Genomic DNA, 20,592 nt, shown 5'->3' on the forward strand with positions numbered 1-20,592 from the left:
AGATATGACAGATGCCGTGGAGCTGTGTGCCAGTGCGGATCTGGTCGACGGCGGCCGGGCGATGAGCTTTGATGTGCTGTATGCCGGTCAGAGCAGCCGCGCGTTTGCGATTCGCTACCAGGGGCAGGTTCATGCCTATCTGAATCGCTGCAGCCATATCCCCATGGAAATGGACTACCAGGAAGGTCAGTTTTTTGACGATTCCGGTCGCTGGCTGTTGTGTTCTACCCACGGAGCTGCCTACGAACCTGACAGCGGCGCCTGTGCAGGCGGTCCTTGCCGCGGTGGGTTGGTAAAAATCGCCTTGAGCGAAAGCGGCGGCTTGGTGCGCTGGCATACTGGGCCACAACTGAAACCTCTGAAGTTTTGAGATGAGTACTCCTGACAACCATGATTCCCAGTCGCATGTGACGCCGGGCGCGGACCTCTGGTCCAAGGCGTCTGCTGCGTCCGCTGAGGCGCCCGCCGCTGCGGCCAAGGCCTCCGGGAACGGGGGCTGGGAGCGCGATGTGCTGGAAAAGCTGGTGTTCGCCTCCATCAAGGAGCAGCGGGCGGCAAGGCGCTGGCGCTTTTTCAGCCGTCTGCTGTGGTCCGTGGTGGTGCTGCTGGTGATGTGGGCGGTGTTCTTCAAGGATACGGCCACCAAGACCAGCACCTCGCCCCATACCGCGGTGGTGGAGATCAAGGGCGAGATCGCCTCGGGAGCGGACGCCAGTGCCGAATTCGTGGTGGCTGCCATGCGCAGCGCCTTTGAAGATTCGGGCTCGCGCGCTGTGGTGCTGCTGATTAACTCGCCCGGCGGCAGCCCCGTGCAGGCCGGCATCATCAACGACGAGATGACGCGTCTCAAGGCCAAGTACAACAAGCCTCTGTATGCGGTGGTCGAGGAATCCTGCGCCTCGGCGGCCTACTACATTGCGGCGGCGGCCGATGAGATCTTCGTCGACAAGGCCAGCATCGTGGGTAGCATCGGCGTGCTCATGGACGGCTTTGGCTTTACGGGCGTGATGGACAAGGTCGGCGTGGAGCGCCGCCTGCTGACGGCCGGTGAGAACAAGGGCTTTCTCGATCCGTTCAGCCCCATGTCGGCGCAGCAAAAGGAATTTGCGCTGCAGATGCTGGAGCAGATTCACCAGCAGTTCATCGGCGTGGTCAAGGCTGGTCGTGGCGACCGCCTGCATGAGACCCCCGAAATGTTCAGCGGACTGTTCTGGACTGGTCAGCAGGCCGTGGAGCTGGGCCTGGCCGACAAGCTGGGCAGCCTCGACTATGTGGCGCGTGAGGTGGTCAAGGCCGAGGAAGTCATAGACTACACCCGCCGCGACAACGTGGCCGAGCGCCTGGCCAAGCGCTTTGGCGCCGCCATCGGCGAGGGCTCGGTCAAAGCCATGCGTGGCCTGGTGCCCAGCATTCGCTGATAAGGCATTAAAAAGCCGCTAACCCTTTGCCAGATAAGCGCCGGTAGCTATCAAAAAAGCCTGCGGCCTATGCCGCAGGCTTTTTTTGATTTCAGGCGCTCAGCGGCCTATGGCGAACACCACCGGTGTTCGGTTGTCGGGCGGGGTATTGTGCTGGCGCCATTCGCGCACCAGATGGCTTTCGATGCGTGCTGTCTCCAGCGTCAATCCGCTGGCCAGGGCCAGTCTGGTATTGGGTTGCAAGGTTTGCAGCAATGCCTGCCAGAGGGAGGCATTGCGGTAAGGCGTCTCGATGAACTGCTGGGTCTGGCCTTGGCGCAGGGCCAGGCTCTCCAGCTCCTTGATGCGGGCCGTGCGTTCGGAGCCATCCTGAGGCACATAGCCGACAAAGGCGAAGTTCTGGCCGTTGAGGCCGCTGGCCGCCAGGCCCAGCAGTAGCGACACCGGTCCCGTCAGCGGCACGACGCGAATGCCCAGATCATGGGCGGCACGCACGATGGAGCTGCCGGGGTCGGCCACGGCGGGCATGCCCGCCTCGCTGATCAAACCCATGTCCTGTCCGGCCAGGGCCGCTGCCAGCAGGGGCTTGGGGTCGAAGACGGCCGCGCCCTTGTTGCCATGGTCGCCTTTTTTGTGGGCTTCGCGTGGCAACTCGACAATGTTCTGGGCCTGCAACGGAGCAGCCAGCGGGAACAAGGCGTCGATGCGCTTGAGATAGGCGCGTGCGGTCTTGGCGTTTTCGCTGATCCAGTGAGTCAGAGAGGCGGCGCGGCGCAGCGTGCCCTCGGGCAGCACCTCGGTCAAAGCGGTCTGGCTTTCGCAGCCGAAATCAAGTGGAGCGGGTACCAGATAAAGGGTGCCTGATTTGCTTTTCGGTGTTTCGCTCATGGCAGAACCACTCCTGCGGCGCGCAGCAACTGGCAGGTGCGGATCAGCGGCAGGCCTATCAGTGCCGTGGGGTCGTCGCTGACGATGGCATCCAGCAGGGCGATGCCCAGGCCTTCGCTCTTGGCCGAGCCTGCGCAGTCATAGGGTTGCTCGGCGCGCAGATAGCGCTCGATCTCGACATCGCTCAGTTCACGAAAGCGCACTTGCACCGTGACCACGCTGGATTCCGTGAAGCCGGTTTCGGCACAGCTCACGCAGACGCCGGTGTGGAAATTCATCTGGCGGCCGCTCATCTGGCGCAACTGTTCGGTGGCGCGCTCGTGGGTGCCGGGCTTGGACAGGGGCTGGCCATCGAGCTCGGGCACCTGGTCGGAGCCGATCACGATGGCGCCGGGGTGCAACCGGGCCACGGCCTGTGCCTTGGCTATGGCCAGGCGCAGACTCAGGTCGTGGGGTGTTTCGCCGCTGAGCGGGGTTTCATCCACTTCAGGAGACACCGTCTCGAACGGCAGTTGCAGGCGGCTGAGCAGCTCACGGCGGTAGCGCGAGGTGGAGCCAAGAATCAATGGACGCTCAAGTCGTCCGGCAATCAATAAGTCGGGCATTGCGGGATTCTCTTACACTGGCTGCATGAGCAAGGATTTTTCTGCGACCCGGCTGGATGTGCGTGCTTTCGCGCAGGCTGAAGGTCATTTGCATGGTCAGGCACCATTGTCGGACTTCAAGCGTCTGGCGGCCGATGCGTTGGCGATTACCGGCGAGCAGCCTCTGGTGCGCTGGGAAGCCGAAGGCGAGCTGGTGGAGCAAAAAGGTGGCGGCGGCCATGTGTGGCTGCACCTGAGTGCCGAGGTGGCTTTGCCGCTGACCTGCCAGCGCTGCCTGACCGAGGCCGATATTCCCCTTTACGTGGATCGGTCATTTCGCTTCGTTCCGGACGAAGCGACGGCAGAACTGGAAGATGACGATAGCGATGAGGATGTGCTGGCATTGAGCAGCGAGTTCAATCTGCTGGAGTTGATTGAGGACGAGTTGCTGATGGAAGTGCCTGTAGTGCCTCGCCATGAGGCCTGCCCGGTACCCGTCAAGCTGGAGGTCAGCGATGACGCCTTCGAGCAGGCCAACGAGCAAAAGGAAAACCCTTTTGCCGTGCTGCAATCTCTCAATGTAGGCAAGTCTGCCGACTGATCCATCCCATGGCACGGTGGGGATTTGATTTTGCCTGGGCCGCGAAAAGCGTTTGCGCTATAATCGTGAGCTTCGCGCGAAACCCCCTCGTGTCTTTAATGGGCTGATCGCGTTTTTTTAGGACTTGCACGGACAAGGGCGCACTCTCACTCTCGGTGGGGGCGTCGAAAGGCAGAGTTTTTTGCCCGGTCTTGCTGTGTGAGTCGTGTTACCAACCCTTTCAAGATACACAGGAGCCATCATGGCTGTTCAGCAAAACAAGAAGTCTCCCTCCAAGCGCGGCATGCACCGTTCGCACAACGCACTGAATGTGCCTGGCATCGCTGTCGAAGCCACTACCGGCGAGACACACCTGCGCCACCACATCAGCCCCAACGGCGTGTACCGTGGCCGTCAAGTGCTGAAGAACAAGTCCGAAGCCTAAGCGACGACTGCATTCGCAAAGCCTGTTGCTACATTTTTTGTAGCAGCAGGCTTTTGTTTTTATGGGAGATATTTGCAAAGCCTGTCATGACGGGCATGGCTGCAAAATCTCAATGCTGGTTTTGCAAATAGCTTCTGTTGTGGTCCTCGGATCCTTCAATTCATCATCCCAAGCCTAATTGGATTTGTCAGTCGCCCATGATTAATTTGGCTGTTGACTGCATGGGGGGCGATCATGGCCCCCGCGTCACGCTGGCCGCGTGCCGTCAGTTTCTGAATTCACACCCCGATGCGCATCTGCTGCTGGTCGGCAAGGCCGAGGAGTTGGCCGGCTTCAAGCATGAACGCGTGACCCTTGTTCCCGCCACGGAGGTGGTGAGCATGGATGATCCCGTGGAAATAGCTCTGCGCAAGAAAAAGGACTCGTCCATGCGCGTGGCCGTGCAGCAGGTCAAGAATGGTGCGGCTCAGGCTGCAGTGTCGGCGGGCAATACCGGGGCGCTGATGGCAATCTCGCGCTATCTGCTCAAGACTCTGGATGGCATCGATCGTCCCGCGATTGCCTTTGGTTTGCCCAACGCCAAGGGCAGTGACACCACCATGCTGGATCTGGGGGCCAATGTGGACTGCACGGCAGAACATCTGCTGCAGTTTGCGGTCATGGGCTCGGCTCTGGTGTCTGCGCTCAAGAATACGGAGGCGCCCAGTGTCGGCCTGCTCAATATCGGTGAAGAGCTGATCAAGGGCAGCGAAGTCATCAAGCGTGCCGGCGAGCTGCTGCGCACTGCAGGCGATGCGGGCAACCTCAATTTCTACGGAAATGTGGAAGGCAACGACACCTTCAAGGGTGTGGTGGACATTGTCGTGTGTGATGGTTTCGTTGGTAACGTTGCACTCAAGACCACCGAGGGGGTTGCCTCGATGATCTCGGGGATTCTCAAGGAAGAGTTCAAGCGCAACATCTTCACCAAGATTGCCGCCATCATTGCCTATCCGGTGCTATCTGCGCTTATGAAGCGTGTTGATCATCGTCGTTACAACGGCGCTGCCTTGCTGGGTCTGCGCGGGCTGGTCTTCAAAAGCCATGGCTCGGCTGATGCAATGGCATTCGAGCATGCTTTGAACCGCGCGTATGATGCGGCACGCAACAACCTGCTTGACCGTGTCCGCAGCCGTATTGCTGCTGCCGCACCTTTGCTGCTGGCAGCGCAGACGGAATCTGGAACTTCGGCGCCCTGATAGAAGACATGAGACGCTACGCACGCATCATTGGCACCGGCAGTTACCTGCCGCCCCGCCGCCTGACCAATAACGACCTCGCAGCCGAGCTGGCTCAGCGCGGCCTGGAAACCTCGGACGAGTGGATCGTCGAACGCACCGGCATTCGTGCCCGCCACTTCGCCGAGCCCGATGTGACCAGCAGCGACCTGGCTCTTGAGGCCAGCCGCAAGGCCATCGAGGCCGCAGGCATCGAGGCTTCGGACATCGATCTGATCATTGTCGCCACGTCCACTCCGGACATGGTGTTTCCCTCGACGGCCGCCATCCTGCAGCACAAGCTGGGCATCAGCAATGGCTGCCCGGCCTTCGATGTGCAGGCCGTGTGCAGCGGTTTCGTCTATGCCCTGACGGTGGCCGATTCCATGATCCAGACCGGCGCTGCCAAGCGCGTGCTGGTGGTGGGCTCCGAAGTCTTCAGCCGTATCCTGGATTTCAACGACCGCACGACCTGCGTGCTGTTCGGTGATGGCGCAGGCGCCGTGGTGCTGGAGGCTTCCGACGAGCCTGGCATTCTGGCTACCGAGCTGCATGCCGATGGCAGCCATGTGGGCATTCTCTGCGTACCGGGCAATGTCTCCGGCGGCAATGTGCTGGGCGATCCCTTGCTCAAGATGGACGGTCAGGCTGTCTTCAAGCTGGCAGTGAGCGTGCTGGACAAGGCGGCTCGCTCCGCGCTGGAAAAAGCGGGTCTGACGGATGCCGACATCGATTGGCTGATCCCGCACCAGGCCAATATCCGCATCATGCAAAGCACGGCGCGCAAGCTCAAGCTGTCCATGGACAAGGTGGTGGTTACCGTCGATCAGCATGGCAACACCTCGGCGGCTTCGATTCCTCTGGCACTCGATCATGGCGTGCGCAGCGGACAGGTCAAAAAAGGCCAGACCGTGCTGCTCGAAGGGGTGGGCGGTGGCTTCACCTGGGGTGCGGTGCTCCTCAAGATGTAGCTGTAGACGCAATATAAATAAGCGTTTCAGGCAATTTTTATACTAAGAAATATGAAGAAATTCGCATTTGTATTTCCTGGCCAGGGTTCGCAGTCCGTAGGCATGCTGGATGGCTGGGGGGATCATCCCGTCGTGGCTCAGACCGTGGCCGAAGCCTCCGAGGCTCTGGGCGAGGATGTGGGTCTGCTGATCAAGCAAGGCCCCAAGGAAGCTCTGGCGCTGACCACCAATACCCAGCCCGTGATGCTGGTCGCCGGTGTTGCGGCCTGGCGTGTCTGGCAGGCAGAAGGCGGTGCACTGCCAGATGCCGTGGCCGGTCACTCCCTGGGTGAATACTCGGCGCTGGTCGCTTCCGGCGTGCTGACGCTGGCTCAGGCCGCTCCGCTGGTGCGTCTGCGTGCCGCAGCCATGCAGGATGCCGTGCCTGTGGGCACGGGTGGCATGGCGGCCGTGCTGGCCCTGGATGCCGAAAAGGTCAAGGCGGTCTGCGCCGAAGTGACGGCTCAGCTGGGCGGTGCTGAAGTGGTGGAAGCCGTGAACTTCAACGATCCCGGTCAGACCGTGATCGCCGGCAGCAAGCTGGCTGTGGAGAAGGCCTGTGAAGCGGTCAAGGCGGCCGGTGCCAAGCGCGCCCTGCCTCTGCCGGTCTCCGCACCTTTCCACTCCAGCCTGATGAAGCCTGCTGCAGAAAAGCTCAAGGCCGCGCTGGCCGAGCTGACGCTGGCTACTCCTCTGATTCCCGTCATCAACAATATCGACGTCACCGTCCAGACGGACGCTGATGCGATTCGCGATGCCCTGTATCGTCAGGCCTTTGGTCCGGTGCGCTGGGTGGAGTGCGTGCAGGCCATCAAGGCTCGCGGCGTGACCCATATCGTGGAATGTGGACCCGGCAAGGTGCTGGCCGGAATGGTCAAGCGTATTGACGCCGACCTGACGGGTGTTCCCCTGTTTGATACAGCCACCCTGGCTGACGTGAAAGAATTGCTCGCATGACTGATAACCAGACCAAGCCCCAGGTTGCCCTGGTCACCGGTGCCACCCGTGGCATTGGTGCCGCCATCGCGCAGGAGCTGGCCTCCAAGGGCTATCAAGTGATTGGCACGGCCACATCGGATGCTGGTGCTGAAAAGATCAGCCAGGCTCTGTCCGCCTTCGGTGGCCGTGGTGTCACGCTGAACGTGACCGACGGCGCTGCCGTGGATGCCCTGATCGACTCCATCGTCAAGAATGACGGCGGCCTGCATGTGCTGGTCAATAACGCAGGCATTACCCGCGATACCCTGGCGATGCGCATGAAGGATGACGATTGGGATGCCGTCACCGACACCAATCTGAAGGCTGTTTTCCGAGTCAGCCGTGCGGCTATTCGTCCCATGATGAAGCAGCGCTTCGGCCGCATCATCAGCATCACCAGCGTGGTCGGTGCCTCGGGCAATGCAGGTCAGGCCAATTACGCTGCAGCCAAGGCTGGCGTGGCTGGCATGACCCGTGCTCTGGCCAAGGAGCTGGGCAGTCGCGGCATCACCGTGAACTGTGTAGCTCCGGGCTTCATCGCCACAGATATGACGGCAGATCTGCCAGAGGCGCAAAAGGCTGCGCTCAAGGCACAGATCGCCATGGGTGATCTGGGTCAGCCCAGCGACATCGCGCATGCCGTGGCCTATCTGGCTTCTGTCGGTGCTGGCTATGTGACGGGGCAGGAACTGCACGTCAACGGCGGCATGTACATGTAAGAAATTTCGGCAGTTTGCGCGGTGTTTGCCGCACTTGCTGCCAGAAGCTGAACACTTTTGCAAGTTCAGTGGCCGTTTCCTCGCGACGGCCAGCCGCCAAGGGGCTTCTCCCGAAACGGCTAGAATCGCGGGTTCATTCACAACCCCCTGAGGGAAACCATGAGCGATATCGAAGCACGTGTCAAAAAAATCATTGCCGAACAACTCGGCGTTGAAGAGTCCCAAGTGACCAACGAAAAGGCCTTCGTGGCTGACCTGGGCGCTGACTCCCTGGACACAGTGGAACTGGTGATGGCCCTGGAAGATGAATTCGGCATCGAGATCCCTGACGAAGACGCAGAGAAGATCACGACGGTGCAAAACGCCATCGACTACGCCAATACCCACCAAAAGGCCTAAGGTCTTTTTTCAGCGATCAGTTAAAGGTTTGAACGCATGAGCCGTCGTCGCGTTGTCGTGACCGGTCTGGGCTGCATCTCCCCCGTGGGTAACACGGTGGGCGAAGCCTGGGCCAATCTTTTGGCCGGCCAGTCCGGTATTGACCTCATCACCAAGTTCGATGCGTCGAACTTCTCCTGCAAGATTGCAGGTGAGGTCAAGGGATTTGATGTGGAGAAATACATGAGCGCCAAAGATGCGCGCTCCATGGATACCTTCATTCATTACGGCATCGCGGCTGCGGAGCAAGCCGTTCTGGACGCAGGCCTGCCCACAGGTGAAGCCCTGTCCGAAGACCTGGCCACACGCATTGCCTGCGTGATCGGCTCGGGCATTGGCGGCCTGCCGCTGATCGAGAACACTCACGCAGAACTGGCTGCCCGCGGTCCTCGCCGCATCACGCCGTTCTTCGTGCCTGCTTCCATCATCAATATGGTGGCAGGGCATGTGTCCATGCGATTTGGCTTCAAGGGGCCGAATCTGTCGATAGTGACAGCCTGCACCACAGGCCTGCACTGCATCGGCGAAGCCGGACGCATGATCGAATACGGCGATGCAGACATCGTCGTGGCCGGTGGCACGGAAGCCACTGTTTCGCCTCTGGGTGTGGGCGGCTTTGCTGCCATGCGTGCGCTGTCAACGCGCAACGACGACCCCAAGGCTGCATCGCGCCCCTGGGACAAAGACCGTGACGGCTTTGTGCTCGGCGAAGGTGCCGGTGTGCTGGTGCTCGAAGAGTACGAACACGCCAAGGCCCGCGGCGCCAAGATTTACGCGGAGCTGGCAGGCTTTGGCATGAGTGCCGACGCCGGTCACATGACCGCACCCAATATGGACGGCCCTCGACGTGCCATGCTCAACGCTTTGCGCAATGCCGGTGTGAACCAGGATCAGGTCAATTACCTGAATGCGCACGGCACCTCCACGCCTCTGGGCGATGCGAATGAATCCAATGCCATCAAGGCGGCCATGGGCGAGTTTGCGAAGAAGAATCTGGTGGTCAGCTCGACCAAGTCCATGACGGGTCACCTGCTGGGTGGTGCTGGTGGTATCGAGAGCGTTTTCACCGTGATGGCGCTGCACGACCAGAAGATTCCTCCGACCATCAATCTGATCAACCAGGATCCCGAGTGCGATCTGGACTATTGCGCCAATACGGCGCGTGACGCCAAGCTGGAAGTTGCCGTGAAGAACAACTTCGGTTTCGGTGGCACCAACGGCACGCTGGTCTTCAAGCGCGTCTAAGTCGCTTCGAGCAGCTTCTGCACAGCCCGCACAGGCCCTGGCCTTGCGGGCTTTGTTCTATGTGCGGCTTGATCGTGCTTTCCCTAGCTTTGCTGCAGCCGGGTTTTCGCACATGGTCGGCCCATGAGTGCTCGCTACCATGCTCCAGCCGTTGCCTATGTCTTTGTCCGGCCTGGCTGCGCCGGAGGACTGCTGCTGCTGACCGGGATGGTCTTGCTGATGGCTCTGCTGGTCTGGTGCCTGCAAGTCCAGTCGGGCTGGTTGCAGGTGCTGCTGGCTTTGCCGGCCTTGATCCTGGCCGCAGTGCTGCTTTGCGGACAGTGGCGCAACTGGCCGCAAGGACGTCTGCTCTGGAATGGCGAGCATTGGTTGCTGGAGGCCGAAAACCTGTCAACCGCGCGGTCACTGCCTGTGCGGCTGGCGGTGGGGCTTGATGGTGGCCACTGGCTTTGGCTCAGCGTTTCGGATGTTCTGGTGTTCAGGACCAAGGGCGGCAGGCGCCGGGTGCTATGGATTTTCCTGTCTCAACGACACAGCCCCGAGCAATGGGGAGACTTGCGGCGTGCGGTATATTCCTCCATCGTGCCGCTGGCAGAGCAGGGCTAGGCCCTCGCCGGTTATGGCAGCACGCCGCTTGGCCTTTCATGACACCTCCCGATTTTCCCACTCCCTCTGCCGACAGCGATCTGGCTTTGGTCGAACGAGCCAATGCTGGCGACACACGGGCTTTTGAGCTTCTGGTCATCAAGTACCAGCGTCGCATCGAACGTCTGGTGGGCCGCATGGTGCGCGATGTCGATCTGGTGCCTGACATCACGCAGGAAACCTTCATCCGCGCCTACAAGGCCTTGCACCAGTTCCGCGGCGAGGCCCAGTTCTACACCTGGCTGTACCGCATTGCCGTTAATACGGCCAAGAAGGCCTTGATGGAAATGCATCGCTCGCCGGTGATGACCGAGAGCGCGTTACACACTGGGGACGATGAGGATGAAACTTCTGTTCACAGACAGGAACTAACGACTCAGGAAACCCCGGAAACAGTGTTGGCGGCGCGTGAAATTGCCGAAGCCGTCAACGCCGCCATGGAGGCTTTGCCCGAGGATTTGCGTCAGGCGGTCACGCTGCGCGAAATCGAGGGGCTCAGCTATGAGGAAATCGCGCAGGCGATGGACTGTCCCATAGGCACGGTGCGCTCGCGCATCTTTCGGGCACGCGAGGCGATTTCGGCCAGGGTCAAGCCCCTGCTGGAGCGCCAGGGTGGAAAGCGTTGGTAGTACAGGCAAGACGAGCAGGTGAACTTCATGAATGACGATCTGATCAAGCAGGAACAGTTGTCGGCACTGGTGGATGGCGAGGCTTCCTCGGTCCAGATGCAGGCCGTGCTCTCCTATGCGGAAAGCGACGAAGGCCAGCAGTCCTGGGCCATGTACCACCTGATTGGCGATGTGCTGCGTTCTCCGGAGCTGGCCCATCACAGTCAGCACGATATTTTGAGCGGCGTGCGCGCCCATATGGAGCGTGAGCCGATCCGTGGCATTCATCTGCCCGGTGTGACCGCAGATGCGGCCAGTTCATTGAGCTTGGGTGGTCTGGAGCAGATCACAGCTGCCGAGGAACGTGGGCAGGCGCTGGGCAATGGCGCAACCGTGGTCAGCCTGCCTGCCCGTCAGGCGGCCAATGCATCGGTCTTTCGCTGGAAAATGGCAGCCGGCTTTGCTTCGGTTGCTGCCGTGGCAGCCGTTGGCTGGGGGGTCATGCTCGCAGGTTCGGGGGGGCTGTACGGCCGCCAGGGTGGGGCGCAACTCGCTGCTCTCAGCCCGAATGCCGTGGTGGCTGCCGCGCCTGCCGCATCGCTAGGATTGAGTCAGCCCGTTTCGGGCGGTGAAGAGACGGCCATGCCCCTGGGTTCGGAAGCCCAGTCTTCCACCGTAGTGGCAGTTGCTGGCCCCAACGGCCAGACCGTGATGCTGCGTGATCCGCGTCTGGACGAGTTGTTGGCTTCTCACCCTCAGCAAAGCAGCGCGCCCAATCTGCAGATGCCTGCCAGCTTTTTGCGCAATGCAAGCTTTGCCACGGCTACCCGCCATTGATGCTTCTCCGCACAGCAGTCTTAGGCCTGAAACGCATGGTTTTCAGGTCTAAGCTTTATGCAGCTTGCGTGCGAAGCTATTGATTTAGGATCTGTTGGGCGCAGATACTGTTTGATCTGTGCCCGATTTCACGGGCCGGAGCGCTTTCAGTTGATGGCTGCTTTTGCCAGAATGCGCTTCAATGCTCTCACCTGTTTTCTCTCATGGGTCTGATTTGGCGACCCGTTCTGTCCGACGACTCGAACAAGGAATAAAAACGATGCGCACACCATCCTGGATGACGCTCAAATCCCGTGTTTCGGCTACAGCCATTGCCAGTTCGATGGCGATCGCGGCCCTGGCCGCAGGAGGCATGCTGCCGGTTACAGCTGCTCATGCCCAAAGTGCTGCAACGGCGCGCGGGCTGCCGGACTTCACGGATCTTGTCGATCAGGTCGGGCCTTCGGTGGTCAACATCCGTACGCTGGAGAAGGTCTCCAACAACAGCGCCGAAGCTCTGGGCATGGATGAAGACATGCTGGAGTTCTTCCGCCGCTTCGGCCTTCCCGTGCCCAATGTGCCGCGTCAGCGCTCGCCCAAGGGCGGTCAGTCCGAGGAAGAGCAGCCACGTGGCGTGGGATCGGGCTTCATCCTCACGGCTGACGGCTATGTGATGACCAATGCCCATGTGGTCGATGGTGCCGATGAAGTCATTGTCACGCTGACCGACAAGCGCGAGTTCAAGGCAAAAATAGTCGGCGCGGACAAGCGCACCGATGTGGCCGTGGTCAAGATCGATGCCAAAGGGCTTCCCGCAGTCAAGATCGGCGATGTGAGCAAGCTGCGCGTGGGCGAGTGGGTCATGGCGATTGGCTCGCCCTTCGGACTCGAAAATTCGGTCACAGCCGGCATTGTCTCTGCCAAGCAGCGCGATACCGGTGACTATCTGCCCTTCATCCAGACCGATGTGGCCATCAACCCCGGCAACTCGGGCGGCCCGCTGATCAATATGCGCGGCGAGGTGGTGGGGATCAACAGCCAGATCTACTCGCGCTCGGGCGGCTTCATGGGCATCAGCTTTGCAATTCCCGTGGATGAAGCGATCCGTGTCAGCGATCAGCTGCGTGCCACCGGCAAGGTCACGCGCGGCCGTATCGGCGTGCAGATCGGCCCCGTGACCAAGGACGTGGCAGAGTCCATCGGCCTTGGCAAGCCAGAAGGCGCTCTGGTGTCGGCCGTCGAGCCGGACTCTCCCGCGGCCAAGGCCGGTGTGGAGGCGGGCGACGTGATCACCAAGTTCGATGGCAAGGCCATCGAGAAGGTCTCCGATCTGCCGCGTCTCGTGGGCAATACCAAGCCCGGCACCAAGAGCACCATTACCGTGCTGCGCCGCGGCAAGCTCAAGGAGCTGAGCATGGTGATTGCCGAAGTACCTTCCGACGAATCTGCCAAGACCAAGGCAGGCAACAGTGGTGCAGGCAAGACTCCATCCGGTACGCTGGAGAACAAGGCTCTGGGCCTGACGCTGAGCGAGCTGACGTCTGCACAGAAGAAGGAGCTGGCCATCAAGGGCGGCGTGCGCGTGTCGGCTGCGGTGGATGCCGCAGCCCGTGCCGGTCTGCGTGAAGGCGATGTGATTCTGCAATTGGCGAATGCGGAAGTCTCCGATCTCAAGAGCTTCGAGGCCGCCTGGGCCAAGGCCGACAAGTCCAAGCCCGTCAATGTGCTGGTGCGCCGTGGTGACTGGGCGCAGTATGTGCTGATTCGCCCTGCCAAATAAATGTGGCGAAAAGCCTGCATGGGCTTGTTGCCATTTCGTGATCTGAAATGACAACAAGCCCTCAGCCTGTCAGTGCCCCTATGCCATTGGGTAGAATCCCACGCAAATGCATGGTGGTTGGACGCAAAAAATCACGCTGACAGGCGGTTTTCAAGCGGTGCAAAAGCCTTTGCAATCTCCGGCTGCTGATGGCTAAACGGTGTTTTCTGGTTTGTGGATAATTTGTTGATAAATGAATTCGAAAATCACAAACCGAAACTTGTCAAGCCTTGCTGGGTCTTGGCTTGCGGCCAGTTTTGCCTACAATAAAGTCCCAACTATCGCAGTTGCCAGAGATTGTTGGTTAAGGGCGCGCCGCTTGAGGGACGCGCCCTTTTTTCTTGCTGCTGCAGGCCACTTTTTTCAATTCCAAAGCTGTCTTTCTCGTTGATGAATCACATCCGTAATTTCTCCATCATTGCGCATATTGACCATGGCAAGTCCACTCTGGCGGACCGCCTGATCCAGCGCTGCGGAGGCCTTGCCGACCGCGATATGGAAGCCCAGGTGCTGGACTCGATGGACATCGAGAAAGAGCGCGGCATCACCATCAAGGCCCAGACCGCTGCCCTGCAGTACAAGGCCAAGGACGGCAAGGTCTACAACCTGAACCTGATCGACACCCCTGGCCACGTGGACTTTTCCTACGAAGTCTCGCGCTCGCTGTCGGCCTGCGAAGGCGGCCTGCTGGTGGTCGATGCCTCCCAGGGCGTGGAAGCCCAGACCGTGGCCAACTGCTACACCGCGCTGGACCTGGGCGTGGAGGTATTCGCCGTCCTCAACAAGATGGACCTGCCCCAGGCCGATCCCGAGAACGCCAAGGCCGAGATCGAGGACGTGATCGGTATCGATGCCAGCGATGCCATTCCCTGCTCGGCCAAGACCGGCATGGGCATCGACGAGATCCTGGAAGCCATCGTGGCCAAGGTGCCGGCCCCCAAGGGCAATCCCGATGGCCCGCTGCGTGCCATGATCGTGGACAGCTGGTTCGACCCCTATGTGGGCGTCGTGATGCTGGTGCGCGTGGTCGATGGCGAGCTCAAGAAGAACGAGCGCTTCAAGATGATGGCCAGCGGCGCTGCCTACGAAGCCAACAACATCGGCGTGTTCACCCCGGCCAACCAGCCGCGCGACATGCTCAGGGCCGGCGAGGTGGGTTACATCATTGCCGGCATCAAGGAGCTGAAGGCTGCCAAGGTCGGTGACACCATCACGCTGGAAAAAAAGCTGCCCAACAACCTGGGTCCTGCCGACAAGCCTCTGCCGGGCTTCAAGGAAGTCAAGCCCCAGGTTTTCGCGGGTCTGTACCCTACCGAAGCCTCTGAATACGACCAGTTGCGTGATGCGCTGGAAAAGCTGCAGCTCAACGATGCGGCGCTGCAGTTCGAGCCCGAAGTCTCGCAGGCGCTGGGCTTTGGCTTCCGCTGCGGCTTTCTGGGCCTGCTGCACATGGAAATCGTGCAGGAGCGCCTGGAGCGCGAGTTCGACCAGGACCTGATCACCACGGCACCCAGCGTGGTCTACCAGGTGATCAAGGGCGATGGCGAGCTGATCGATGTGGAAAATCCTTCCAAGATGCCCGACATCGGCCGCATCCAGGAGATCCGCGAGCCCATCGTGACCGTGCACCTCTACATGCCGCAAGACTATGTGGGTCCGGTGATGACGCTGGCTAACCAGAAGCGTGGCGTGCAGATGAATATGCAATACCACGGCCGTCAGGTCATGCTGACCTACGAGATGCCGCTGGGCGAAATCGTGCTGGACTTCTTCGACAAGCTCAAGAGCGTCTCGCGCGGCTATGCCTCCATGGACTACGAGTTCAAGGAATATCGCGCCTCCGACGTGGTGAAGGTCGACATTCTGCTCAATGGCGAAAAGGTCGACGCCCTGTCCATCATCGTGCACCGCTCGCAGTCCGTGTATCGCGGCCGTGCCGTGGTGGCCAAGATGCGCGAGATCATCAGCCGCCAGATGTTCGATGTGGCCATTCAGGCCGCCATCGGCGCCAACATCATTGCGCGTGAAACCGTCAAGGCCATGCGCAAGAACGTGCTGGCCAAGTGCTATGGCGGCGACATCACGCGTAAGCGCAAGCTGCTTGAAAAGCAGAAGGCCGGCAAGAAGCGTATGAAGCAGATCGGTTCCGTGGAAGTGCCGCAGGAAGCCTTCCTGGCCATTCTGCAAGTGGAGGATTGATGCAAGTCATGCAGTGGATCACGGCCGCCATCCTGGCGGCCTTTGTAGGCTATATCGCGGCCTGGTATACCGGCTCCATCGAAGGCAACTTCGCACTGCTGCTGTTTCTGGCAACCGTGGTGACCGGGGTGTACTGGCTGGCCGAGCGCTTTTACTTCTGGCCTCGACGCCGCGCGGCTGCGGCTGCGCTGGAGCAGGCCGCGGTCGAGCGCCGCGCCGAGCTAGACCGCATGGGCATTGCCAAGACCGACATCGAAGTCTCCGAAGACGCCAAAGGTCGCATCCTCATGCAACCCTGGTGGCTGGATTGGACCGCCGGTCTGTTCCCGGTGATCGCCATCGTCTTCGTGCTGCGCTCCTTTCTGTTCGAGCCGTTCAAGATTCCCTCGGGCTCCATGATTCCGACGCTGATGGTGGGCGACCTGATCCTGGTTAACAAGTTCACCTACGGCATCCGCCTGCCCGTGATCAACAAGAAGATCACCGAAGGCAACAAGCCCCAGCGCGGCGATGTGATGGTGTTCCGCTACCCGCCCCAGCCCACGCTGGACTACATCAAGCGTGTGGTGGGCGTGCCCGGCGATGAGGTGGCCTATATCAACAAGCGCCTGAGCATCAACGGCAAGGAGCTGCCCACCCGTGAGCTACCGGACTTTCTGGACCGTGACGTGATGCGTTACTTCAAGCAGTTCGAGGAAACTCTGGGCGAGCAGCCGCACCGTGCCATCGTCAACAACGATGTGCCGGCCTTCATTCAGGGGGCGAGCAATTTCGACTTCAAGGAAAACTGCCGCTACAGCGTGGAAGGCGTGACCTGCAAGGTGCCCGAGGGCCATTACTTCATGATGGGCGACAACCGCGACAACTCGCTGGATTCGCGCTACTGGGGCTTTGTGCCCGACCAGAACATCGTGGGCAAGGCCTTTTTTGTCTGGATGAACTTTGGTGACCTGAGCCGTATCGGCCGTTTCCACTGAGCACCGGCAATCGTTTCGTCATTTTTCTGGGATACACGGGCAGAAACATGCCCGGCTTGAGAGGGGAAAAGCATGAAGAATCTGGCATTGCGCTCCAGGCAGCGTGGTCTGTCCTTCATCGGTCTGGTGTTTCTCGTGGCCATCATCGTGGCAGTTGCCGCAATTGGCGCACAATCGGTGCCCGTCTTCCTGGAGTACCAGGCCATCACCAAGGCGGCCAACAAGGCCGCCGCTGAAGGCAGTACCGTTGCTGAAGTCAAGGCCAGCTTCGATCGTTCGGCCTCCATTGATGATTTCAAGTCCATCTCTGGCAACGATCTGAACGTGACCAAGGTCAACGACAAGATCGTCGTGGGCTTCGAGTATTCCCGTGAGATTCATCTGGCAGGCCCTGCCTACCTTGTTTACCGTTTCAAGAAATAGACCTTTCAGGTGGAACCTGCTCTAGTCGCTCTGCAGCAAAGGCTGCAACATCAATTTGCCAATCCGGCGCTGCTGCAGCGTGCTATCACGCACCGCAGCTTTTCGGCCGACAACAACGAGCGACTGGAGTTTCTGGGCGACTCGGTGCTCAGTCTGGCTATCTCCAGCTTGCTCTATGCCAAGCTGGCCTCCATGCCCGAAGGCGATCTCTCGCGTGTTCGGGCCAATCTCGTCAAGGAAGGCACGCTGCACAAGATTGCGCTGAAGCTGCAGCTGCCCGATCTGCTGCGCCTGGGCGAAGGTGAGGCCAAGTCCGGCGGCAAGCAGCGTCCCTCCATCCTGGCTGATGCCGTGGAGGCGCTGATCGGTGCCGTCTACCTCGATGCCGGCTTTGCCGCAGGCGAGAAAGTCGTCCACCACCTCTTCGAGGGCGTGGACATCAACCCCCATATGCGTGCGGCCGACAAAGACCCCAAGACCGCACTGCAGGAATTGCTACAGGGCAAGCGCATGAAGCTGCCGCAATACCATGTGGTGGAAATCAGTGGCGCGGCGCACAAGCAGACCTTCAAGGTCGAGTGCACGATTGCCGAATGGAATATCAGCGCCCAGGGCTCGGGAGCATCCCGTCGCATGGGCGAGCAGGCAGCCGCCGCTGCCTTGCTGGAAAAAGTGAAAGCCAAAAATCCATGACCGATGCTGCTAAGAAAAAGATAGCGGGCACCGCAGGTGCAGAAAAAGCCAAGGGCCAAAAGGCCCCCAAGTCTGTGACTACCGATATCAGCGACCCCAGCCTGGACTACATCAGCGCCATGCTGGCCGCTGCCAAGCCCGGTAGCACGCCGACCGCCATCCGCGATCAGGAGGAAGAGGCTCCGGCCCGCGTCTACGCGCCCGAAGAGCAGCGCTGCGGCCTGATCGCCATCGTCGGCAAGCCCAATGTGGGCAAGTCCACGCTGATGAACGCGCTGGTGGGCCAGAAGATCTCCATCACGTCGCGCAAGGCCCAGACCACGCGCCACCGCATCACCGGCATCCGCACCAAGGACGAGACCCAGTTCGTCTTTGTCGATACCCCCGGTTTCCAGACCAAGCATTCCACCGCTCTGAACAAGTCGCTCAACAAGACCGTGATGGGTGCGATCGGCGATGTGGACCTGATCCTGTTCGTGGTGGAGGCGGGCAGCTTCACGCTGGCCGATGCCAAGGTGCTGAGCCTGTTCAAGCCCGGCATTCCCACGCTCTTGATCGCCAACAAGCTCGACACCGTGGGTCGCCGCGCCGAGATCGCCCCCTGGCTGCGCGACATGCAGGAGCGCCATCCTTTTGCCGAGTTCGTGCCCATGTCGGCCAAGAACAAAAAGGATATCGAGCGCATGTATGGCATCTGCGCCAAATACCTGCCGCAGCAGCCCTGGTTCTACGGCGAGGACGAACTGACCGACCGCAGCGAGAAATTCCTGGCTTCCGAGACTCTGCGCGAGAAGCTGTTCCGCTTCACGGGCGACGAGCTGCCCTATACATCGACGGTGGTCATCGACAAGTTCGAGGAAGAGCCCAGCCCCAAGTTCGGTCGCTTCATGCGCATTGCCGCCACCATCGTGGTCGAGCGCGACGGTCACAAGGCCATGGTGATCGGCCAGGGCGGCGAGCGCCTCAAGCGCATCTCCACCGAAACCCGTCAGGAGCTCGAAAAGCTGCTCAATGCCAAGGTGTTCCTCGAAGTCTGGGTCAAGGTCAAGTCCGGCTGGGCCGATGACGAGGCCCGGGTCAAATCCTTCGGCTACGAGTAAAACTTTTTGACCCCCACGCTCGCTCACTGCGTGTGCTCGCTGCCCCCCGAGGGGGCCCTGACCCGGCTTAGGCCGGGTTTTGCCTTGGGGCGGCCCGGCGGCAAAACCACCCCCTTCACATTTTTGTTGTGGTACGGAGCAAGTCATGGCTAGCGCCAAACGCGTCGGCGACGAACCCGCATACATCCTGCACCAGTACGACTGGAGCGAATCCAGCCTGATCCTGGAGGTGTTCACGCGCCATCGCGGGCGCGTGGCGCTTGCGGCCAAGGGCGTCAAGCGCCATACCTCCAACTTTCGCCCCGTGCTGCTGCCGCTGCAGCCGCTCAAGCTCAGCTACACGCTGGGAGCAGAGGGTAATGCCGAGATTCATAGCCTGAAGGGGGCGGAATGGGTGGGCGGCCATGTCATGCCCCAGGGCGATGCGCTGTGGTCGGGCATGTATCTGAACGAGTTGCTGCTGCGCCTGCTGGCGCGCGATGACCCTTATACGGCGCTGTTCGATATCTATGCCGGTGTGGTGCGCGTGCTGGCTGGTCAGCATGGCGGCACGACCGAGGCCATCGAACCCGTGCTGCGCGCCTTCGAGCTGGTGCTGCTGCGCGAACTCGGCCATCTGCCCGATCTGAGGCAGGAAAGCGCAACGCTCAGCCAGCTCAACAGTGTTTTGCGCTACACCCTGGTGGCCGACGGCGGCCTGCGCCAGGCCGCCGGCTACGAGCGCGCGGCGTTGAGCGGCCAGCAGTGGCAGGCCATAGAGCTGGCGCTGCAGGCCGAGCAGCCATTTCCGAGAACCCTGAACGCGCTGGCCGAGCCGGAGGTGGCCCAGGCCCTGAAGCCGCAATTGCGCCATCTTCTGCAATACCATTGCGGCTCAACCATGCTGCGCACCCGCCAGCTGATGATGGATCTGCAATCGCTATGAATACCTCTGCCTCCCCTCGCACCGCGCTTTCGGTCAATGTCAACAAGGTGGCGCTGCTGCGCAATACCCGCCATCTGGGCATTCCCTCGGTGACGCGTGCGGCGCAGATCTGCCTGGAGGCCGGAGCGCAGGGCATCACCATCCACCCGCGTCCCGATGAGCGTCATATCCGCGCTCAGGATGTCTTCGAACTGCACGAGCTGCTCAAGAACTGGCCTGGCGCCGAGTTCAATATCGAGGGCAATCCCACGCAGAACCTGATGGACTTCATCCGCCAGACGCGCCCGCATCAGGCCACGTTCGTGCCCGACAGCGAAGACCAGTTCACCAGTGACCATGGCTGGAGCTTTCCCCAGGATGCCGAACGCCTCAAGCCGCTGATTGCCGAATGCAAGGCTCTGGGCGTGCGCGTGAGCCTGTTCATGGACCCCATCCCCGAGCAGATGGCGGCGGCCAAGGCTGTAGGTGCCGACCGCGTGGAGCTCTACACCGAGCCTTTTGCCGCCAACTGGGGCAAGGCCGAGCAGGAGCAACAACTGCAGACCTATGCCAGGGCCGCGCAGGCCGCGCTGGATGCCGGGCTGGGCATCAATGCCGGCCATGACCTTAATCGCGACAATCTGGCCGCCTTTGTGGCCCGGGTGCCGGGTCTGGCCGAAGTCTCCATCGGCCACGCCCTGATTGCCGATGCACTGGAGCTGGGCTATGCCGAGACCGTCAAGGCCTATCAGGCCTGCATCGACGCTGGCATGAAAGGCAAGAATTCCTGAAAAGATAGCTGCCAGCGCTTTGTGGGTAAGCGTTTAAGGCCTTTTTCTCTATAAGG

Annotated in this window: 23 protein-coding genes; 21 read left to right on the forward strand and 2 right to left on the reverse strand. The window is 60.6% G+C overall.

The genetic code is table 11. The annotated features are described in order from the left end of the window. Positions 1-4 precede the first annotated feature (4 nt). A complete protein-coding gene (locus tag FSY45_RS09680) occupies positions 5-370 on the forward strand; it encodes a Rieske 2Fe-2S domain-containing protein (protein WP_046461204.1) in 366 nt (121 codons plus the stop codon). A 1-nt stretch (position 371) separates the two neighbouring features. Further along, positions 372-1,418: a S49 family peptidase gene (locus FSY45_RS09685; RefSeq protein WP_003067704.1), complete on the forward strand. Its 1,047-nt coding sequence runs from the start codon at positions 372-374 to the stop codon at positions 1,416-1,418. A gap of 99 nt (positions 1,419-1,517) precedes the next feature. On the opposite strand, the gene FSY45_RS09690 is transcribed toward FSY45_RS09685, so the two are convergent. After that, a complete protein-coding gene (locus tag FSY45_RS09690) occupies positions 1,518-2,306 on the reverse strand; it encodes an SAM-dependent methyltransferase (RefSeq protein WP_046461205.1) in 789 nt (262 codons plus the stop codon). Beyond that, complete coding sequence (locus FSY45_RS09695) at positions 2,303-2,911, reverse strand: Maf family nucleotide pyrophosphatase (RefSeq protein ID WP_012837261.1); 609 nt, start codon at positions 2,909-2,911, stop codon at positions 2,303-2,305. Before FSY45_RS09695 ends, FSY45_RS09690 begins: the two co-directional genes overlap by 4 nt. Before the next feature lie 25 nt (positions 2,912-2,936). Here FSY45_RS09695 and FSY45_RS09700 point away from each other — a divergent pair, with 25 nt between their 5' ends. The 19 genes from FSY45_RS09700 to FSY45_RS09790 all read left to right on the forward strand — a co-directional run bounded on the left by FSY45_RS09700 (position 2,937) and on the right by FSY45_RS09790 (position 20,536). Continuing rightward, on the forward strand, positions 2,937-3,491 hold the full coding sequence (locus FSY45_RS09700; RefSeq protein ID WP_046461206.1) for a DUF177 domain-containing protein: 555 nt from the start codon (positions 2,937-2,939) through the stop codon (positions 3,489-3,491). A gap of 241 nt (positions 3,492-3,732) precedes the next feature. Continuing rightward, a complete protein-coding gene (gene rpmF, locus FSY45_RS09705; RefSeq protein WP_003058062.1) occupies positions 3,733-3,915 on the forward strand; it encodes a 50S ribosomal protein L32 in 183 nt (60 codons plus the stop codon). Between the two features lie 197 nt (positions 3,916-4,112). Beyond that, on the forward strand, positions 4,113-5,153 hold the full coding sequence (gene plsX, locus FSY45_RS09710) for a phosphate acyltransferase PlsX (RefSeq protein WP_012837262.1): 1,041 nt from the start codon (positions 4,113-4,115) through the stop codon (positions 5,151-5,153). Positions 5,154-5,161: 8 nt separating this feature from the next. Beyond that, positions 5,162-6,142 (forward strand): beta-ketoacyl-ACP synthase III, encoded by a 981-nt coding sequence (locus FSY45_RS09715; RefSeq protein ID WP_003064176.1) that lies wholly within the window; start codon positions 5,162-5,164, stop codon positions 6,140-6,142. 51 nt (positions 6,143-6,193) lie between these two features. Beyond that, a complete protein-coding gene (gene fabD, locus FSY45_RS09720) occupies positions 6,194-7,138 on the forward strand; it encodes an ACP S-malonyltransferase (protein ID WP_034353350.1) in 945 nt (314 codons plus the stop codon). Further along, the gene (fabG, locus tag FSY45_RS09725; RefSeq protein WP_046461207.1) at positions 7,135-7,878 is read left to right on the forward strand and encodes a 3-oxoacyl-ACP reductase FabG; all 744 of its coding nucleotides are present in this window, start codon (positions 7,135-7,137) and stop codon (positions 7,876-7,878) included. Before fabD ends, fabG begins: the two co-directional genes overlap by 4 nt. A gap of 159 nt (positions 7,879-8,037) precedes the next feature. Continuing rightward, the gene (gene acpP / locus FSY45_RS09730; protein WP_003058049.1) at positions 8,038-8,277 is read left to right on the forward strand and encodes an acyl carrier protein; all 240 of its coding nucleotides are present in this window, start codon (positions 8,038-8,040) and stop codon (positions 8,275-8,277) included. Between the two features lie 36 nt (positions 8,278-8,313). Beyond that, positions 8,314-9,561, forward strand: coding sequence for a beta-ketoacyl-ACP synthase II (fabF, locus tag FSY45_RS09735; protein ID WP_003057981.1), 1,248 nt, complete (start codon positions 8,314-8,316; stop codon positions 9,559-9,561). A gap of 123 nt (positions 9,562-9,684) precedes the next feature. Beyond that, positions 9,685-10,167, forward strand: coding sequence for a hypothetical protein (locus FSY45_RS09740; RefSeq protein WP_046461208.1), 483 nt, complete (start codon positions 9,685-9,687; stop codon positions 10,165-10,167). A 38-nt stretch (positions 10,168-10,205) separates the two neighbouring features. Then, positions 10,206-10,835: an RNA polymerase sigma factor RpoE gene (gene rpoE, locus FSY45_RS09745; protein ID WP_003064186.1), complete on the forward strand. Its 630-nt coding sequence runs from the start codon at positions 10,206-10,208 to the stop codon at positions 10,833-10,835. Between the two features lie 27 nt (positions 10,836-10,862). After that, positions 10,863-11,651, forward strand: coding sequence for a sigma-E factor negative regulatory protein (locus FSY45_RS09750; RefSeq protein ID WP_003064189.1), 789 nt, complete (start codon positions 10,863-10,865; stop codon positions 11,649-11,651). 259 nt (positions 11,652-11,910) lie between these two features. Beyond that, positions 11,911-13,410 carry a DegQ family serine endoprotease gene (locus tag FSY45_RS09755; protein WP_003064192.1) on the forward strand — a complete coding sequence of 500 codons (1,500 nt, stop codon included), beginning with the start codon at positions 11,911-11,913 and terminating at the stop codon, positions 13,408-13,410. 429 nt (positions 13,411-13,839) lie between these two features. Continuing rightward, entirely contained in the window at positions 13,840-15,648 is a 1,809-nt protein-coding gene (lepA, locus tag FSY45_RS09760; RefSeq protein WP_046461209.1) for a translation elongation factor 4, read from the forward strand. Then, positions 15,648-16,625 (forward strand): signal peptidase I, encoded by a 978-nt coding sequence (gene lepB, locus FSY45_RS09765; RefSeq protein WP_003064198.1) that lies wholly within the window; start codon positions 15,648-15,650, stop codon positions 16,623-16,625. The genes lepA and lepB overlap by 1 nt, the downstream gene beginning before the upstream one ends. 72 nt (positions 16,626-16,697) lie before the next feature. Next, entirely contained in the window at positions 16,698-17,048 is a 351-nt protein-coding gene (locus FSY45_RS09770) for a DUF4845 domain-containing protein (RefSeq protein WP_003057968.1), read from the forward strand. A 9-nt stretch (positions 17,049-17,057) separates the two neighbouring features. Continuing rightward, positions 17,058-17,741 (forward strand): ribonuclease III, encoded by a 684-nt coding sequence (gene rnc / locus FSY45_RS09775; protein ID WP_003057967.1) that lies wholly within the window; start codon positions 17,058-17,060, stop codon positions 17,739-17,741. Beyond that, the gene (era, locus tag FSY45_RS09780) at positions 17,738-18,841 is read left to right on the forward strand and encodes a GTPase Era (protein WP_122975080.1); all 1,104 of its coding nucleotides are present in this window, start codon (positions 17,738-17,740) and stop codon (positions 18,839-18,841) included. The genes rnc and era overlap by 4 nt, the downstream gene beginning before the upstream one ends. A gap of 145 nt (positions 18,842-18,986) precedes the next feature. After that, positions 18,987-19,766: a DNA repair protein RecO gene (gene recO, locus FSY45_RS09785; protein WP_003064206.1), complete on the forward strand. Its 780-nt coding sequence runs from the start codon at positions 18,987-18,989 to the stop codon at positions 19,764-19,766. Continuing rightward, on the forward strand, positions 19,763-20,536 hold the full coding sequence (locus tag FSY45_RS09790) for a pyridoxine 5'-phosphate synthase (protein WP_046461211.1): 774 nt from the start codon (positions 19,763-19,765) through the stop codon (positions 20,534-20,536). Before recO ends, FSY45_RS09790 begins: the two co-directional genes overlap by 4 nt. Positions 20,537-20,592 lie beyond the last annotated feature (56 nt).

The organism is Comamonas sp. Z1, from assembly GCF_008121555.1.
GTDB lineage: Bacteria > Pseudomonadota > Gammaproteobacteria > Burkholderiales > Burkholderiaceae_C > Comamonas > Comamonas thiooxydans.

Excerpts from the sequence above, each read along its gene's own strand:
- FSY45_RS09680 (WP_046461204.1), top strand. The coding sequence starts at position 5 with ATGACAGATGCCGTGGAGCTGTGTGCCAGTGCGGATCTGGTCGACGGC.
- FSY45_RS09685 (WP_003067704.1), top strand. The coding sequence starts at position 372 with ATGAGTACTCCTGACAACCATGATTCCCAGTCGCATGTGACGCCGGGC.
- FSY45_RS09690 (WP_046461205.1), bottom strand. The coding sequence starts at position 2,306 with ATGAGCGAAACACCGAAAAGCAAATCAGGCACCCTTTATCTGGTACCC.
- FSY45_RS09695 (WP_012837261.1), bottom strand. The coding sequence starts at position 2,911 with ATGCCCGACTTATTGATTGCCGGACGACTTGAGCGTCCATTGATTCTT.
- FSY45_RS09700 (WP_046461206.1), top strand. The coding sequence starts at position 2,937 with ATGAGCAAGGATTTTTCTGCGACCCGGCTGGATGTGCGTGCTTTCGCG.
- rpmF (WP_003058062.1), top strand. The coding sequence starts at position 3,733 with ATGGCTGTTCAGCAAAACAAGAAGTCTCCCTCCAAGCGCGGCATGCAC.
- plsX (WP_012837262.1), top strand. The coding sequence starts at position 4,113 with ATGATTAATTTGGCTGTTGACTGCATGGGGGGCGATCATGGCCCCCGC.
- FSY45_RS09715 (WP_003064176.1), top strand. The coding sequence starts at position 5,162 with ATGAGACGCTACGCACGCATCATTGGCACCGGCAGTTACCTGCCGCCC.
- fabD (WP_034353350.1), top strand. The coding sequence starts at position 6,194 with ATGAAGAAATTCGCATTTGTATTTCCTGGCCAGGGTTCGCAGTCCGTA.
- fabG (WP_046461207.1), top strand. The coding sequence starts at position 7,135 with ATGACTGATAACCAGACCAAGCCCCAGGTTGCCCTGGTCACCGGTGCC.
- acpP (WP_003058049.1), top strand. The coding sequence starts at position 8,038 with ATGAGCGATATCGAAGCACGTGTCAAAAAAATCATTGCCGAACAACTC.
- fabF (WP_003057981.1), top strand. The coding sequence starts at position 8,314 with ATGAGCCGTCGTCGCGTTGTCGTGACCGGTCTGGGCTGCATCTCCCCC.
- FSY45_RS09740 (WP_046461208.1), top strand. The coding sequence starts at position 9,685 with ATGAGTGCTCGCTACCATGCTCCAGCCGTTGCCTATGTCTTTGTCCGG.
- rpoE (WP_003064186.1), top strand. The coding sequence starts at position 10,206 with ATGACACCTCCCGATTTTCCCACTCCCTCTGCCGACAGCGATCTGGCT.
- FSY45_RS09750 (WP_003064189.1), top strand. The coding sequence starts at position 10,863 with ATGAATGACGATCTGATCAAGCAGGAACAGTTGTCGGCACTGGTGGAT.
- FSY45_RS09755 (WP_003064192.1), top strand. The coding sequence starts at position 11,911 with ATGCGCACACCATCCTGGATGACGCTCAAATCCCGTGTTTCGGCTACA.
- lepA (WP_046461209.1), top strand. The coding sequence starts at position 13,840 with ATGAATCACATCCGTAATTTCTCCATCATTGCGCATATTGACCATGGC.
- lepB (WP_003064198.1), top strand. The coding sequence starts at position 15,648 with ATGCAAGTCATGCAGTGGATCACGGCCGCCATCCTGGCGGCCTTTGTA.
- FSY45_RS09770 (WP_003057968.1), top strand. The coding sequence starts at position 16,698 with ATGAAGAATCTGGCATTGCGCTCCAGGCAGCGTGGTCTGTCCTTCATC.
- era (WP_122975080.1), top strand. The coding sequence starts at position 17,738 with ATGACCGATGCTGCTAAGAAAAAGATAGCGGGCACCGCAGGTGCAGAA.
- recO (WP_003064206.1), top strand. The coding sequence starts at position 18,987 with ATGGCTAGCGCCAAACGCGTCGGCGACGAACCCGCATACATCCTGCAC.
- FSY45_RS09790 (WP_046461211.1), top strand. The coding sequence starts at position 19,763 with ATGAATACCTCTGCCTCCCCTCGCACCGCGCTTTCGGTCAATGTCAAC.